The sequence below is a fragment of the Streptomyces sp. NPDC048254 genome (assembly GCF_043201895.1).
In the GTDB taxonomy this organism is placed as follows: Bacteria; Actinomycetota; Actinomycetes; order Streptomycetales; family Streptomycetaceae; genus Streptomyces.
Genome location: NZ_JBICZJ010000008.1, coordinates 219814 through 234766 on the forward strand (window position 1 = coordinate 219814; position 14953 = coordinate 234766).

16 protein-coding genes are annotated in these 14953 nt (G+C 70.5%); all 16 read right to left on the bottom strand.

Translation table 11 applies throughout. From position 1 onward, the window contains the following. Positions 1-112: 112 nt before the first annotated feature. The 16 genes from ACGFZQ_RS23665 to ACGFZQ_RS23740 all read right to left on the bottom strand — a co-directional run bounded on the left by ACGFZQ_RS23665 (position 113) and on the right by ACGFZQ_RS23740 (position 14944). On the bottom strand, positions 113-667 hold the full coding sequence (locus ACGFZQ_RS23665; RefSeq protein WP_393841960.1) for a flavin reductase family protein: 555 nt from the start codon (positions 665-667) through the stop codon (positions 113-115). A 71-nt stretch (positions 668-738) separates the two neighbouring features. Continuing rightward, positions 739-2292, bottom strand: coding sequence for a tryptophan halogenase family protein (locus tag ACGFZQ_RS23670; RefSeq protein ID WP_234536927.1), 1554 nt, complete (start codon positions 2290-2292; stop codon positions 739-741). A gap of 148 nt (positions 2293-2440) precedes the next feature. After that, entirely contained in the window at positions 2441-4984 is a 2544-nt protein-coding gene (locus ACGFZQ_RS23675) for an FtsX-like permease family protein (protein ID WP_393841961.1), read from the bottom strand. Next, positions 4981-5778 carry an ABC transporter ATP-binding protein gene (locus ACGFZQ_RS23680; RefSeq protein ID WP_393841962.1) on the bottom strand — a complete coding sequence of 266 codons (798 nt, stop codon included), beginning with the start codon at positions 5776-5778 and terminating at the stop codon, positions 4981-4983. Before ACGFZQ_RS23680 ends, ACGFZQ_RS23675 begins: the two co-directional genes overlap by 4 nt. Continuing rightward, entirely contained in the window at positions 5750-6535 is a 786-nt protein-coding gene (locus tag ACGFZQ_RS23685) for a sensor domain-containing protein (RefSeq protein WP_351728719.1), read from the bottom strand. Before ACGFZQ_RS23685 ends, ACGFZQ_RS23680 begins: the two co-directional genes overlap by 29 nt. After that, a complete protein-coding gene (locus ACGFZQ_RS23690) occupies positions 6532-6765 on the bottom strand; it encodes a hypothetical protein (protein ID WP_234536935.1) in 234 nt (77 codons plus the stop codon). Before ACGFZQ_RS23690 ends, ACGFZQ_RS23685 begins: the two co-directional genes overlap by 4 nt. Positions 6766-6788: 23 nt before the next feature. Next, positions 6789-7124, bottom strand: a complete 336-nt coding sequence (locus ACGFZQ_RS23695; protein WP_351728716.1) for a winged helix-turn-helix domain-containing protein — start codon at positions 7122-7124, stop codon at positions 6789-6791. Positions 7125-7189: 65 nt separating this feature from the next. After that, positions 7190-7849: a 4'-phosphopantetheinyl transferase gene (locus tag ACGFZQ_RS23700; RefSeq protein WP_393841963.1), complete on the bottom strand. Its 660-nt coding sequence runs from the start codon at positions 7847-7849 to the stop codon at positions 7190-7192. Positions 7850-7872: 23 nt separating this feature from the next. Further along, positions 7873-9282, bottom strand: a complete 1410-nt coding sequence (locus ACGFZQ_RS23705) for a cation:proton antiporter (RefSeq protein WP_393841964.1) — start codon at positions 9280-9282, stop codon at positions 7873-7875. A gap of 119 nt (positions 9283-9401) precedes the next feature. Next, positions 9402-10142 carry a thioesterase II family protein gene (locus ACGFZQ_RS23710; protein WP_393841965.1) on the bottom strand — a complete coding sequence of 247 codons (741 nt, stop codon included), beginning with the start codon at positions 10140-10142 and terminating at the stop codon, positions 9402-9404. A gap of 198 nt (positions 10143-10340) precedes the next feature. Next, positions 10341-10961: an ArsR/SmtB family transcription factor gene (locus tag ACGFZQ_RS23715; protein WP_393841966.1), complete on the bottom strand. Its 621-nt coding sequence runs from the start codon at positions 10959-10961 to the stop codon at positions 10341-10343. A 317-nt stretch (positions 10962-11278) separates the two neighbouring features. Then, positions 11279-12217, bottom strand: coding sequence for an ATP-binding cassette domain-containing protein (locus ACGFZQ_RS23720; RefSeq protein WP_234536949.1), 939 nt, complete (start codon positions 12215-12217; stop codon positions 11279-11281). A 28-nt stretch (positions 12218-12245) separates the two neighbouring features. Then, on the bottom strand, positions 12246-12464 hold the full coding sequence (locus tag ACGFZQ_RS23725) for an MbtH family protein (protein ID WP_234536953.1): 219 nt from the start codon (positions 12462-12464) through the stop codon (positions 12246-12248). Positions 12465-12576: 112 nt separating this feature from the next. Continuing rightward, positions 12577-12828: an acyl carrier protein gene (locus tag ACGFZQ_RS23730; protein ID WP_234536955.1), complete on the bottom strand. Its 252-nt coding sequence runs from the start codon at positions 12826-12828 to the stop codon at positions 12577-12579. Continuing rightward, positions 12828-13724: a 3-hydroxyacyl-CoA dehydrogenase family protein gene (locus ACGFZQ_RS23735; protein WP_393841967.1), complete on the bottom strand. Its 897-nt coding sequence runs from the start codon at positions 13722-13724 to the stop codon at positions 12828-12830. Before ACGFZQ_RS23735 ends, ACGFZQ_RS23730 begins: the two co-directional genes overlap by 1 nt. Beyond that, positions 13721-14944, bottom strand: a complete 1224-nt coding sequence (locus tag ACGFZQ_RS23740) for a hypothetical protein (RefSeq protein ID WP_393841968.1) — start codon at positions 14942-14944, stop codon at positions 13721-13723. Before ACGFZQ_RS23740 ends, ACGFZQ_RS23735 begins: the two co-directional genes overlap by 4 nt. Between the last annotated feature and the right edge of the window lie 9 nt (positions 14945-14953).

Consider the following 14953-nt stretch of genomic DNA (forward strand, 5'->3'; position numbering starts at 1 on the left):
CATCGCGGTGCCCCCGCCCTGATTCCGCACGGCCCACCCCGGCAACCGTCCCGCAGCCGGCGGGGTGAGCCTCGTCCTCCAGATCCGAGACCTGCCGCTGCGACGTCACCCGCTAATGGCGGTCCGTCCCCACCGGCCACACCCGGTACTGCCGCTTGCCGTAGACCAGCGGCTGCCGGTCCGGGAACGGGGTGACCCGCAGGACGTTGCCGAAGACCACGAGGTGGTCCCCGCTGCGGTGCTCGTCGCTCACCCGGCAGTCCGCGATGGCGTGTGCGTCGTGGAGGAGATGGGGGCCGGCCGTGTACGGGTCGTCGGCGTCGTACTCCCAGCGCACGCGGTCGAAACGATCGGGCGCGCCCGACGCGAACAGTTCGGCGACCGGCTGGGCGGCGCCGTGCAGCAGGTTCACCACGAACCGGCCGGTGTCCAGGACCGACCGCAGAGTGGGGCTGCCGCTGCGGAGGCAGACCAGCAGGACAGGCGGGTTCAGCGTGACACTGCACACCGAGGAGACGGTCATCCCGCGGGGCGTGCCGTCGGGGTCGGTCGTGGTGAGGACGGCGACCCCGGTGGGGAAGCCGCTCATCATGGCGCGCTGGCTCTCGGCCACGGACGCCGGGGCCGCCGGCCGTGCGGATTCGTTGAGTCGGGCGAGTTCGGTCACGGGGTGAAGCTCCCTGGGGCGACGGACGCGGCACCGCGGCAGCCGGAGCGGCCACCGCGGCGCCCGCGGGGTCAGCGGCGCATGTGCGTGAAGTACTCGTACTGCGTCGGAAGCTGGCCGATGAGAGCGGCGGCATGGTCGTGCACCGACTGGAACTCCTTCAGCGCCGCGCTGTTGTCGGCGAGCGCGAGCGCCGGCGACGGCCTGAGGTCGATGCCGCCCATCCCGAGCAGGATGCACATGTAGGAGTACGGCGGCAGCCCGTGGTAGTACGGGAAGACCGACTCGGTGTCCGGCAGCTGGTACTTCCAGTGCTCGATCCGCTCGGCCAGACCGTCGGGCAGCTCCCGGGTCTTGGTGTCCTTCCAGTACTGCGTGTCGTTGCGCCCGGCGGCGGCGTAGTGCAGGGCGAGGAACTCGCGTACGCCGTCCATCACATGGGCGACGGAGTTGTTGTAGCTGTCGCGCTGCACCGGGTTCCAGTCGGGCCCGGGGAAGTTCTTGACCAGCTGCTCGGCCGCGTGATGGATGAAGAAGATGCCGGTCGACTCCAACGGCTCGACGAAGCCGCTGGTCAGGCCGATACCCACGCAGTTGTTCACCCAGGAGCGGTTGCTGCGGCCGATGCGCATCTTGATGTGGTTGGCCTCGGCGTCGGCCGCGCTCGGCCCCACGAACTCGCGCAGGGTGCGCTCGGCCTCGTCGGCGGACAGGTAGTCGCTCGCGTACACGTACCCGGTGCCGATACGGCCGTACAGCGGGATGGTCCAGATCCATCCCGCGTCCTGCGCGGTGGCGGTCGTGCAGGGCCGGATGCCCCGCGCCTCCATGTCCTGCGGCACCTGGAGGGCGACCGCGCTGTCGTTGGGCAGGGTGTTCTGGAAGGAGATGAAGGGCTCCTCCAGGGCCTTGTTGAGCAGCAGCCCGCGGAAACCGGTGCAGTCGATGAACAGGTCGCCGGTCAGCTCGCCGTGCTCGGCGGTGACCACGCTGCTGATCCAGCCGCGCTCGTCGAGCTTGACGTCCTGGACGTCGTCGACGATGTGCTTCGCGCCGCGGTCCACCGTGTACTGGGTGAGGAACTTCGCCAGCAGCGCGGCCTCGAAGTGGTAGGCGTACGGGAACTGCGTCTTGCCCTGGTGCTCCGACATCGTCAGGCCCTGGGGCTCTTCGCCGTTCTCGTCGTACGGCTGCGACAGCATGGCGCCGCCGAGGTGACGCGGGCTGCGCTCGGCGTCACAGATGTTGGCCATCACGAAGCAGTCCACGTCGAACCGGTCGGTGCGGCCGTTCTTGAGCCACCAGTCCGACAGCGGGAAGCCGTCGACGGACCGCATCTGCTCGAACGGGTGGTAGAAGTGATGACCCGGCTTGCGCCAGTTCTCGAATCGCACCGCGAGCTTGTAGGTGGCGTTGCACGCCGGCATCCAGTCCGATTCCTTGAGCCCGAGAAACTCGAAGAAATGCCGGATGTCGCTGAACGTGGCTTCGCCGACACCGATGGTGCCGACCTTTCCGGATTCGACGAGGGTCAGGTCGATCCGGTCTCCGAAGGCTGCCTTGAGGTACGACGCGGTTATCCAGCCGGCAGTACCACCACCCACGATCACTACTCTATTCAGCATCGAAAAACTCCAATTCTGTGACGAGATGGTTTCCGATGGGCTTCAACGCCATAAGAGCGAGCGTAGGTTTGACAAGGCTTCGTCCACCACGTTGTTAAGTGGTGGACGAAATACGCAGGTGGTAAAGGTGAGACGGACGGGGTTCGGCTCAGTCGCGGCTGCCGATGGCCGAGGAGAGCCGGGTGCGCAGCGCCAGGCGGGCGGTCAGCAGTGTCGTACCGACCGTCAGGACGAGTGCGGAGGCCAGGACCGCCAGCAGAATCGACGGCGGACCGGCGGGCATCGCCCGGGCGAGCACGGCCTGGCTCAGCGGTACCAGGGTCGCGACGGCGACCAGCATGCCCAGCCCGAGACCGGCCAGCGCGGTCAACAGCGCCTCCACCGTCATCATCCGCATCACCTGGCCCTGGGTGGCGCCGACAAGACGCTGGAGGGTGAACTCCCGACGCCGCTCGCCGGTCGCCATCACCAGCGAGTTCACCAGGGCGATGACCGCGTACCCGACGACCATGGCGACCAGGAGGTACGCCACCCAGGCCTGGGTGTCGTTCTGCTCGGCCGAGGCGGTGACCAGGTCGCCACGGTCGGCCGCGCGCAGCCCGGGCAAGGGCGCGCCGGAGCCGGTGAGTTCGGTGGCGAGCCGCGCGGCGCCGGAGCCGGAGTCCGCCGCGACCAGGATCTGCGGCACCGTGCCGTCGGTGGTGTGCGCGGCCACAGTGGCGGCGGGCATCAGGGCCGCACCGTATCCGCGCTGATCCCCGACCGTCGCCACCAGGCGGGGCTCGACCTCGGTGCCGTCGCCCAGGCGCATGGGGATCCGCTCACCGATGCGGTGTCCTCCGGCGGAGGACTCGGGCAGGGCCACGGTGTCCCCGGTCAGATCGGTGAGGCTGCCGCTCACCGCACGGATCGCCGTGGTGCGCTCGATGCCCGTCGCGGATACCCCGGTGACCTGTACGGGGGTGCCCTTCGGTTTGCGGCCCTTGCCGTCGTACGCCGCCATCTCGGCCTTGGACGGCTCCAGGAAGCCGGAGCTCGGCACGTAGGCGGAGGCCGCCGCCACGCCGGGCTCCTTGTCGATGTCGGCGGCCAGCGACGCGGGCATCCCGCCGGTCGCCGAGGTGAGCACCACGTCGGCGCGGAGGTTGTCCTCGAACGCCTGCTGGGCGCCCTGGTTCTGGGTCGTCTGCAGGTAGATCAGGGCGGTGGCCATGCCGGTGGCGAGCATGACCGGCATGACCGCTCCGGCCAGCCGGGTCGCCCGGGCCTTGGCGTTGAGGATGGCCAGTTGCCCGGCGAGGCCGGTGACCGCGCGCAGTGGCCAGCGCAGCAGGGCCGTCATCAGTCTGGTCAGGGTGGGGCCGAGCAGACCGAAGCCGGCGGCCCACAGCATCGCGGCCGGCGTGGCCGTGCTGCCCGCCGTGGCACCGTCGACGTTCATCGTGACCAACGCGAGAGTGGTGCCGCCGGCCAGACAGAGCACGGCGAAGACCGCGCGGATCCAGTTGAGCCGGCGACGCTGGAGAGAGGCCTCGGCCAGTGCCTCGGTCGGGCGGGTGCGGGCGGCGGCGCGGGCCGCGATCCAGGCGGCCCCCAGTGCGGTCAGCAGCGCCGCCCCGGCGCCCGCCACCATCGGGATCCAGCCGCTGCGGTAGATCAGCACGTCGGGCACCACGTCCGCGTCCACGAACCGGCCCAGCAGCCAGCGCCCGAGGCGCGGCCCGGGCACGCAGGCCAGCGCGGTGGCGAAGACGGCGACGGTGAACGTCTCGGCCAGCACCATGCGCCGGACCTGGCCGGGCGTCGAGCCGATCGCGCGCAGCAGAGCCATCTGCCGCTGCCGCTGCTGCAAGGACAGTCCGAGTGTGCTGGCCACCACGAACACCGTGACCATCGCGGCCAGCCCGCCGAACACCGCCGACATGGACACCAGGTTCTTGCCGTGGATCACCACGTCGGGAAACTCGGCACGGCCCCGCTCGTCGCCGGTCAGCACGGAGACCGACTCGCCCGCGAAGGCGTCGGCGAGCGCGGCCCGCACTCGGCTCCGGTCCGTGCCCGGGCGGGTGAGGACACCGATGGAGTCGACCTTGCCCTGCTGCGGAGCGAGACGCGCCGCGTCGGTGTCCGCGAGGAACAGTGTCCCGGCGGCGCCGGGGCCGCTCACCAGCCCGGTCACCCGGTATGCGGTCAGGGTGCCGTGCAGGCCGAGTGTGACCCGGTCGCCCGCCTTGGCACCCGCCCGGGCGGCGAGCCGCGAGTCGAGCGCGACCTGGCCCGCGGCGCTCGGGGCGCTGCCCTGGACCAGGCGGTACGGTCCGAGCCGGGCGGAGTCCCAGCCGTGCCCTGTGGCGGTGACGCCGCCCTTGCCGCCGGCCGGAACGACCACGGCCGGGATGGAGATGTCCGGCACGGCCGCCTGGACACCGGATACCGCCTCGGCCTTGGACACGGCAGCGGCGTCGAGCCGGACCCGCTCTCGGAAGACCTTGTTGGAACCGGGGTAGCCCTGGTCCCCGGTGAGGACGATCGGTGCGGCCTGGAGCCGCTGCGGCGCGGCCAGTTCGCGTACTCCGGTCTCCAGCAGCCCGCCGCAGGCGATCACGATGGCGGCGCCGAAGAACAGCGCGATGAACGAGGCGACGAAGCCCCCCTTGTAGAACTTCAGGGAGCGCAGCGCGAGGCCGATCACTGGGCCGCTCCGTACTGCCTGTCGTGCGCCGTCTGTTCCTCGGCCCAGGCCCCGAGATGGGTCATGCGCTCGGCGACCACGTCGGCGGTCGGACGCTCCAGTGCGTCGACGATCCTGCCGTCGGCGAGAAAGAGGGTGCGGTCCGCGTGCGCGGCGGCCACGGGGTCGTGCGTGACCATCACGATGGTCTGCCCGGACCACTGGACGGCCTCGCGCAGCAGTCCGAGGACCTCGCGAGCGGTTCGGGTGTCCAGGGCTCCGGTCGGCTCGTCGCCGAAGACCACGGCGGGCCGGGTGACGAGCGCGCGGGCGATGGCCACCCGCTGCTGCTGACCGCCGGAGAGTTCGCCGGGACGGTGCTTCTGACGTGCGGCGAGGCCGACGCGTTCGATGACCTCGTCGACCTCGGTGGCCTTGGGGCGGCGTCCCGCCAGACGTAAGGGCAGGGTGACGTTGTCCCGTACGTTCAGTGCGGGCATCAGGTTGAACGCCTGGAAGACGAAACCGACGCGCTCGCGTCGCAGCTTGGTCAACTCACGTTCCTTGAGCCGGGACAGGTCCACGCCGTCGAGCCTGACCGAACCGGACGTCGGCCGGTCCAGGCCCGCGGCGCAGTGGAGAAAGGTGCTCTTGCCGGATCCGGACGGGCCCATCACCGCGGTGAAGGTCCCCCTCCGCAGACTGATGGTGACTCCGTCGAGAGCGGTCACCTTGTTCCTGCCGCCGCCGTAGACCTTGTGCACGGAGTCCAGGTGGATGACCGCGTCAGCTGGCCCGGCCGGTGTTCGGTTCATGGGATTCCCCGTTTTCTGTCGGTTCTGTGGGGGTGCCGGTGCGAAGGCCACCCGGCACGGCGGAGAGCGGACCAGGGCGGTCGAGCACGCCCTTGGCTTCTGCGAGGGGGTCGCCGGGCGGGCGGAGCACCGCCTGGGCCACGGTCAGGTGCAGCCGGGCAGTGGCCAGGAGAAGCCGGGCGGCGAAGGGAAGCAGGACGAGCGCGACGAGCGCGAGCGCCAGTGCCCCGGGCAGGGTGTGGACCCACGCGAGCATGCCGTCCTCGCCCGCGAGCCTGCCGGAGACGTCCGTCGCCCGGTACCACAGGGGCAGCGTGAGGCAGCCGAGGGACAGCAGCCAGATGACCAGCGCGAAGAGGTCCAGGACCAGCAGAGGGGGGAAGAGGAGGATGAGGTAGGCGCAGTCGCGGACGATCGCGGGGTCGGCGCAGCGGGTTCTGATGTGAGCGGGCAGGCCAGGCTCGGTGACCTCGCTGTACCGGTACGGGATCGGCCGGTCGACGAGTGCGGCGCGGCCCCGCTCGACCTGCGCGCAGCCCCTGATCACCCACACCAGGCCGACGAGCAGCGGTACGGTCACCGTGAATTGGCTCAGTACCACGCCGCCGAGGAAGGCGGCCGTCGCCACGGCGAACAGGGCGCCCCCGACCAGGGGATAGCCGGCGAGGTAGCCGGCGGCGAGCCAGGGGGCGGCGGACAACGGAAGTCTGACCAGGGAGGCCGGTGGGCGCAGGCGCCCGGGTGCCGGCCTGGTCACTCGATCCTCCGCAGCATGTCGTCGATCGAGCTCACCTTGGCCTTCAGTTCGGCCAGTTCGGTCTGCAGTGCCTCCTGCCGGGCGACTGCCTCCTCGGCGAGCTTGCGGTACGAGGCCATGGCCACGGCGTCAGCGCGGTGGCGCTGCAGTCTGAAGTTCGAGACCACCGCCGCCGTGATACCTCCGACGACGATCAAGACGATGGCGATGGCGACAACAGCGCCGGTCATGTCAGGGTCCCCCTCATAACGTTCTAACCTTCCTCATCGGCAGGCCCATCCGCTGCAGGCGACTGCAGCTCGTCCGCGCGCAGGGTTTCCAGAATCGTCTGCAGGTTGATGTGCAGATCGAACGGCACCAGCTCGAAGTACTTCAGGGCCTTGCCGTCGTCCGAGAGTTCAAGATGGCCGACGACCAGGCCGGCCTTCTCCAGACGCTCCAGATGCATGTACAGCAGGGGGCGGGACATGCCCAGCTGCCGGGCCAGTTCACTGACGTACATACGCCCGTCGGCAAGGCCTGCGATGGCCCGCAGCCGCTGGACATGACCGACGGCGGACAGGAAGGCCAGAAGCTCCTCGCTGGTCAACGCCCCACCTCCCGCCACCCCGGACTGCATGTGTAAGCCAAATCTTACACATGCCAGAAACGCAGTCAATCAAGGGTCGGGGACACCACGCACGCCAGCACAAGTCCGTCCCGTACCAGCCACCGTCCGGCGAACTCCCGCGGTGCGGCGACGTGTTGCGAGGGGGCCGGGGACAGGACGCGCGCGAGCAGAGTGCCGTCGGGCGCGAGTGAGATCGCTGCCCCGTCGAAGCCGAGCCAGCTCTGTGTCGCGGGGAACCATGCCTTGTAGACGGCTTCCTTGGCGCAGAACAACAGCCGGTCCCAGTGCACTGCGGGGGTGTGGCGGGCCAGCCGGGTGACCTCCGAGGCCTCCCGCGGCAGCGCGATGTACTCCAGCACGCCGTCCGGCAGAGGCGCATGGGGCTCCGCGTCGATGCCCAGGGTGTGCACGTCGGACCGGTGCGCGGTGGCGGCGGCCCGGTATCCCGCACAGTGGGTCATGCTGCCGACGACGCCCTCGGGCCAGCGCGGGGCGCCCCGTGGGCCCGCCACCAGCGGCGCCGGTGCCAGGCCCAGCCCGCCCAGGGCCCGCCGGGCGCAGTGGCGCACCGTCGTGTACTCCCGGCGGCGCGGCTCGCCGACCTCTCCCAGGGCCGTCCGCTCCTCGGGGAACAGCCACGCGTCCGGCTCGTCCCCGAAGGACTCGGCGCTCATGACGACCGCGGGAAGTATCTCGTCGATCACGCGAGCCGCCTGCCGCCGAGGTGTCAGTGGGACAGCGAGGAGCGCTCGGGTGCGCCTTTCGCGGCCACGCCGTCCCGCTCGGGCTCGCACGGCGAGGGCGCGGGCTCGACGCCCTCCGGCCCGATCAGCCGGAGCAGCGGCCTCGTCAGGATCGTCGTGACCAGCGCGATGATGGTGAGGATGCTGAGCAGGCGCTGGTCGATGACACCTGCCTGGTAGCCGATCTGCAGGATGACGAGTTCGGTCAGACCGCGGGCGTTGAGCAGCACTCCGAGCGTGAGGGCCGGCCGCGGGCGCATGCCGGTGAGGACGGCGCTCAGCGCGGGGCCGCACACCTTGGTGACGACGGCCAGGACCAGCAGGGTGGCGATGGCCAGCACCGAGGAACGGTCGAAGCGCAAGGACCCGAGATCAATGGTGAGCCCGAATCCGAAGAAGAAGAACGGGAGCAGCACGGTCTTGGACGTGCTCGACAGCCGGTCCGCCACCCGCGCCGTGCGGGCGTTGCCGGTGGGCCAGGCCAGTCCGGCCAGCAGGGCCCCGATCAGCTGGTGCACGCCGATGACCGTGGTGAGAGTGGCCGTCGCGGCGATACCTCCCGCCAGCAGAAGCATGAGCGTGGCGTCGCCCTCGGCGCTCTCGTCGGCCGCCTGACGGGACCGGGCCCAGCGGGCCAGCCCGCGGCGCAGCGGGCCGAGGAAGACGATGGTCAGGGCGGCGGCGAACAGGCCGTTCCACAGCACGCCCGTGGGGCTGCTGCCGTGCACCACCGCCAGGATCGCGGTGAGCACCAACCACACCACGCCGTCCCCGAGCGCGGAGGCGAACAGGCTCAACTGCCCCTGATGTGTGCGGGTGAGCCGCAGATCGGTGAGGATCCGGGCCAGTACGGGCAGCGCGGTGACGCTCAGCGCGCACCCCACGAACAGGACGAAGGCCGCCGGGTGGCCCGCCCGTCCCGTGAAGTCCTGGACGAGGGGCACGGCGGCCGCGGTGCCGGCCGCGAACGGAATCAGCAGCGAGGCCTGGCTCACCATCAGCACCTGCGGTCCGATGCCTCGCAGCGACATTCCGGTCAGCTCGCGGCCCACCCCGAACATGAAGAACACCAGGCCGATCTGAGCCAGCCCGTCGAGCATCGGCAGGTTGTCCGCCGGGAACAGCCAGTCCTTCGCGTCGGGTGCGAACCGTCCCAGCACGGTCGGCCCCATGGCCAGGCCCGCGCAGATCTCGCCGATCACCCGCGGCTGTCCCAGCCGGTCGGCCAGCCATCCGCCCACGAAGACGGCCGACAGGATGGCCGCGACCGCGAGGAAGAAATGACCGCCCTTGTCCAGCCGTACCGCCTCATGCACCGCCGCCCCGGCCGACGACTTCGACGTGGCGACCGCCACCGCGGCCCACACGATCACCGCCAGTGGCAGCACGACCATGGCGATCATGGCAGCCCTCTGCCCGTTTCTGCCCCGCACTTGCGTCCCCCAGTGATCGAGCTTCTTCGAATCGAGGCCGGCCGGAAGACCGGCATCCGCCCTTCGGCTGCCGGACCGGCCTACCGGCTCGGTGTCTCACCCCGCTCGGCGCACACCTCCCGCACCAGCTCGTACGGCGGCGAGTCCGCGAGGTAGAAGTGCCCGCCCGGCACCATCCGCTGCCGGAACGGCCCCTCGGTCACCTGCGCCCACTGGGCCACCTGCTCCGCCGTCACCCGGGGATCGCTCGCCCCCGCCACGGCCGTGACAGGGCAGCCGAGCAGTGCACCCGCGCGGTGTTCGTAGCTGCCCAGCATCCGGAAGTCGGCCTGGACGTACGGCAGGATCAGCTCACGGAACATCGGGTGGTCCAGCAGTTCGGTGTCGGTACCGCCCAGCTGCTGGAGCGCCGCGATGACGCTCTCTTCGTTCTCCCCGGCCGCCCAGGCGTCTCGCCGTACCAGATGGCCGGCGCGGGCACCCGACACGAACAGCTGCGACAGCACGGCCCCTTCGGCCTCCAGCGCCCTGGCCGTCTCGTACGCCACCACCGCGCCCATGCTGTGTCCGAAGAGCGCGGTGGGCCGGTCCGTCAGCGGCTTGACGGCCTGGGCGATCTCACCCGCCATCGCCACCAGGTCGGTGGCCGTCGGCTCCCCGAACCGGTCGGCCCGACCCGGGTAGCAGACCGCGTGCACCTCGAACTCGGGCAGCCCCTTGCGCCAGTCCCGGAAGAAGTACGACGACCCGCCGGCATGCGGGAAGCAGACCAGCCGCTTCGCGGCGAACGGCCGGGGTTCGCTGCATTCCGTCCAGGACATCAAGAGCCTCCTGCTCGCCGCCGGCCGACCACGTTCGGCACCTCCGCGGATCCGGCCCCAGTACACCAACCGGCCACTGACAACCAGCTGACAGCAGGTTCCGCCGCGGTCCCGGGAACCGCCGTGTCGGCGGCGCGTCGGCGCCACGGCACAGGACGGCCCAAAGCTGTTGGTTGCGGCGGCCCGAGGGCCGGTGCATCAGACCCCGGCCGAGGACGGCACGGGCTTCGGGCCGCGTACCTGGCCCGCGGCGACCGTCATGCCGTCCAGAAGGGCCAGCCCGAGCGGGGTCACCGAGTGCAGCACGGTGTTGCGCACCCGCCGGGTGGTGATCAGCCCGGACTCGCGCAGTACGGAGGCGTGCTGGCTGGCGCAGGGCGCCGAGACGCCGAGACGGTCGGCGAGTTGGCTGGTGGTGCGCGAGGCCCGCAGCTCGCGCAGGGCCGCCGCCCTGGTCTGGCCGACCAGGGCGGCCAGCGCCTGGGACGGGAGACTGACGTCGTCCCACAGCAGGGCGGACTGCTCCGCGCTCGGCGGCGCGGAGAAGACCAGGACGGGCTGGCCGCGCTGCTCGTCGGCGCGGAAGAGCCGGGCGGGGCGGTGGGCGAGGAACACGGAGGGGCTGAGCACCAGGCCCTTTCCGCCGAGACGTACATCGCTGTCGGGGCCGTCGTGCAGTTCCAGCACCTGGCCGTTCCAGATCGCCCGTCGTCCCAGCCCGGCGAGCAGCTGCTCGACACCACCCGCCATGACCATCCGCCCGCGGGCGTCGCACTCGGCCTCGTAGTGGGCCAGCACCCGGCTCCAGTAAGGGGCCACCGCGGCCCGCCAGAAATCGCCCGGGGCCAACGCGGACGCCGACTCGTGGCCCGATTTCGCGCACAGCCTCGCATAGACCTGGCGCTGCCATCGCGCATAGATGGTGCCGACGCCACGCGTGAACAGTTCTCGGGCCAGTCGCGACTCTATTTCTGGTCCCGCGGTGGACTGCAGTCGTGTTCGCGCCAGGTCGGCTGTCGTGAAATGAATTCGCTGCAAGGCAATACCCCCGTGTTGTGCAGGACTTCAGTCATGTATCCACCCTCACCGGTCGGCCGACGGGGCGATTGATTTTCGTACGGTCGTGTGCGGCCGAATCAGTCCGATCGTCCGGTGAGTCGGACAAACGCGTCGTCGAGTGTGGGGCGACGCACGGCGAAGTCCACGACGGTCACCCCGGCCTTTTCCAAGGCCGTCGCGGCAGCGGCGATACTGCCCATGCCGGCATCGAGCGGGAGGGAGATGACGCCCTCGTCCCGGCCCACTGCCGGGTCGTCGAACGCGTTGGTCCGCAGGGCCGCCAGGGCGTCGGCGACGGCGCCGTGGCCCGCCACCCGGATCTCCAGCCGGTCCGGTCCGACAGATCGCTTCAACTCGTCCGGAGTGCCCTCGGCGACGACCCGTCCGGTGTCGACGACGGCGATACGGTCGGCGAGGAAGTCCGCCTCTTCCAGATACTGGGTGGTCAGCAGGACCGTCATGCCGTCGGCCACCAGATCGCGCACGGCGGTCCACAGCGACATGCGGCTCACCGGGTCGAGGCCGGTGGTCGGTTCGTCGAGGAAGAGCACCGAGGGCGACGCGACCAGACAGGCCGCGAGGTCGAGCCGGCGCCGCATGCCGCCGGAGTAGGTCTGGACGGGCCGGTCGGCGGCGCCGGTCAGGTCGAACTGGTCCAGCAGCTGCCCGGCCCGGCGACGGGCGCCGCGTCGGCCGAGGTGCAGCAGCACACCGATGAGGGTGAGGTTCTCGCGTCCGGTGAGCAGCCCGTCCACGGCCGCGTACTGGCCGGCCAGGCCGATCCGGCGGCGGACCTCCGCGGGTCGGCGGACGACATCGAATCCGGCCACTTCGGCGTGGCCGCCGTCCGGTTCGAGCAGGGTGCTGAGGACTCGTACGGTGGTTGTCTTGCCTGCTCCGTTGGGGCCGAGCAGGCCGAGAACGGAGCCCTCCACGACGCTGAGGTCGACGCCGTCGAGGGCCTGGTGGCCCTTGAATCGCTTGCGCAGGCCTTCGGCCCGGATCGCGGTCTTCACGGGTCTCGGCGGTGTCCGCGACGCCGGATCAGGCGCCGAGGCCCTCGGCGGGCTCGCGGAGGCTTCTGGGCCGCATGTCGGTCCAGTGTGCCTCCACATGGGCCAGGGCGGCCTCCCGGGTGCCTTCGCCCAGCGACACCGTCCACCCGTCGGGCACCGCGGCGAAGGCGGGCCACACACTGAACTGGTCCTCGTCGTTGACGAGTACGAGGAACGTGCCGTCCTGGTCGTCAAAGGGGTTCGTCACTTCGTGCTCTCCAAGTCTGAGGAATTCAGGGACCAAGGCCGTGGCGGGCCCCGATACGAACATCGTGTCGAGGCCCGCTGACACGGCACTGACCGCTGCCCGGAACCGGGCGTCAGGCGGGAGTGGCCGCCCGGCGGGACTCCACGAAGCGCACGACGTGGTTCACCGTGCGGAAGTTCTCGATGTCGAGGTCGGTGGGGTGCACCGCGATGTCGAAGGTCCGCTCGACCCACATCACGAGCTGCACGGCGAACAGTGAGCTGACGCTGCCCGTGGCGAAGATGTCGTGGTCGTCACCGAGTTCGGTGTCCCGGACGTGCTCGCCGATGAAGGTGCGCACGATCTTGGCGATGTCGTCTGTCATCAGGCCTCTGCCTTCTTCCCGGTGTGGACCGGCTCGTACGAATAGAAACCATGACCGCTCTTGCGGCCCAGGCGGCCCGCGGCGACGAGTTTGCGCAGCAGCGGCGCCGGAGCGAACTTGGGGTCGTTGAAGTTGTCCAGAAGGACCTCCAGCGAGTACATGACGGTGTCCAGGCCGATCAGGTCCGCGGTCTCCAGCGGACCCATCTGGTGGCCGAGGCACTGCCGGAAGAGCCGGTCGATGTCGCCGGCCTGCGCCACGTTGTCCTGCAGCAGCAGGATCGCCTCGTTGACGCTGAGCATGGCGACGCGGTTCGTGACGAAGCCCGAGGAGTCCTCGACCACCACGATGTCCTGGCCGACGGCGCGGAACAGCCCACGGGTGACCTCGATCGTCTCCGGCGAGGTGTGGAAGCCGCGGATCACCTCGACGAGCTTCTTCAGCGGCACGGGGTTCATCAGATGGGTGCCGACGACCCGGTCCGGACGGCCGGTGACCGATGCCATCCGGGTGATGGGGATGGCCGAGGTGTTCACGCCGAACACACAGTGCTCCGGCGCCACCGCGTCCATCTCGCGGTACAGCTTCTCCTTGATCTGCCAGTTCTCCGTCACGTTCTCCACGACGAAGTCGGCGTCCGCGAGCCCGTCCAGACCGGTGCGGAACTCGATCCGGGAGAGCACCTCGTCGGGGGTGCTCTTGGCCAGCTCGCGGTCGAGCATCGCGTACAGCCGGGCGTTCTCCCCGATCAGCTCACGGGCCCGGGAGAGGGCGGCGTCGGTGGTGTCCACGAGCACCACGGAGAAGCCCGCCGCGGCGAAGGCGTGGGCACCGCCGACGCCCATCGTGCCGGCGCCCAGGACGGCCACGCGCCGGATCTGGCTGGTATCAGTCATCGCTTTCCCTTGCCCGGTCGAGGTGTGGTGCGGCACCGCTCGGCAAGCGGGGCCGGCCAGTCGGCGACGTCCCATCCGTACTGGCAGAGCACGGCGTAGGTGAACCGCTCCAGGCCGAATCCGACGCAGGCGGAGTACACCGTGGCGCCGTCGGGTCCCTTGATGCCGAAGGCGTCGCCGAAGTGCTTTTCATGCAGGTTGAACGAGCCGATCGAGATGCTGTCCCCGGGGCCGACGTCCAGATGGAGTTCGTGCTTGAGTTCCAGCAGACGTTGCGAGGAGACCTGGGCCGCGGTCGCCGCTCCGGCGAAGAAGGGGTCGCTCGCCACCTCGACCCGGCCGGCCAGGTCGAGCTGTTCGACCAGCTCGACGGCACGCCGGCGGAACCGGTCGCGGGCCTCGCGGACGAACTCGGCGGTGCCCAGGAAGACGGTCTCGCGGATGGTGAAGTCGGACAGCCGCTCCAGGGTCCGGTGGTAGCGGGACTCGTGCCGGAAGGAGCCGCCCTTGGCGGTCACGACCGTGTTCTCGTCGGGAAGGGTGCTCCCGGCGAACTGGTCGAAGGTGTGGTAGCACATCGTGGGCGGCAGGCACCGGTCCACCGGTGCGCAGCGGTGCAGCACCCGGTCGCCGATGGTGTCCCGCGCCCCGACCTCCTCGGCGAAGGCCCGGTAGGTGTCGACGTCTCCGTCGAGCCGGGCGGCGAACATCATGTGCTGCGGGAAGGAGGAGAGGTATCCGCTGCGGTGCAGCGCGGTGATCGGCAGCAGCGTCGGGTAACGGTACTCGTGGGCCCCGAACTCCTCGCGGATGATGTCCCGCAGGAGTCCGTCGAGCGCGTCGAGCGCGGCCAGTGCCGGGGCGCCCAGGGCCACCTGGCCGGGCCCGATCTCGTGCACCACGCCGTCCGCCAGCAGCCCGTCGAAGGTGTCGGCGCGCGGGGTGCGGTCCGTGGCGGAGCGCCACAGCACCTTGGGCGGGGTGGGCAGTTGAGGGCGCACCTCGGTGTCGACGACGTGCCGGAGCTTCTTGCCCAGGGCCTCCGCGTCGACCGGATACCCGGTGGTCACCTCGACCGCGTCGACCGCGTCGCCGTCGCCGTCGCCGGGGACGAGCCGGAAGCCGGTGATGGCCTCGGAGATGTAGTAGACGCGCCGGTTGAGTTCGTCGAGGTGGGCCCCCGAGACCGGTTCGTCGAGGGCGAGTCGGTAGGAGTGCATGTCGGCCTC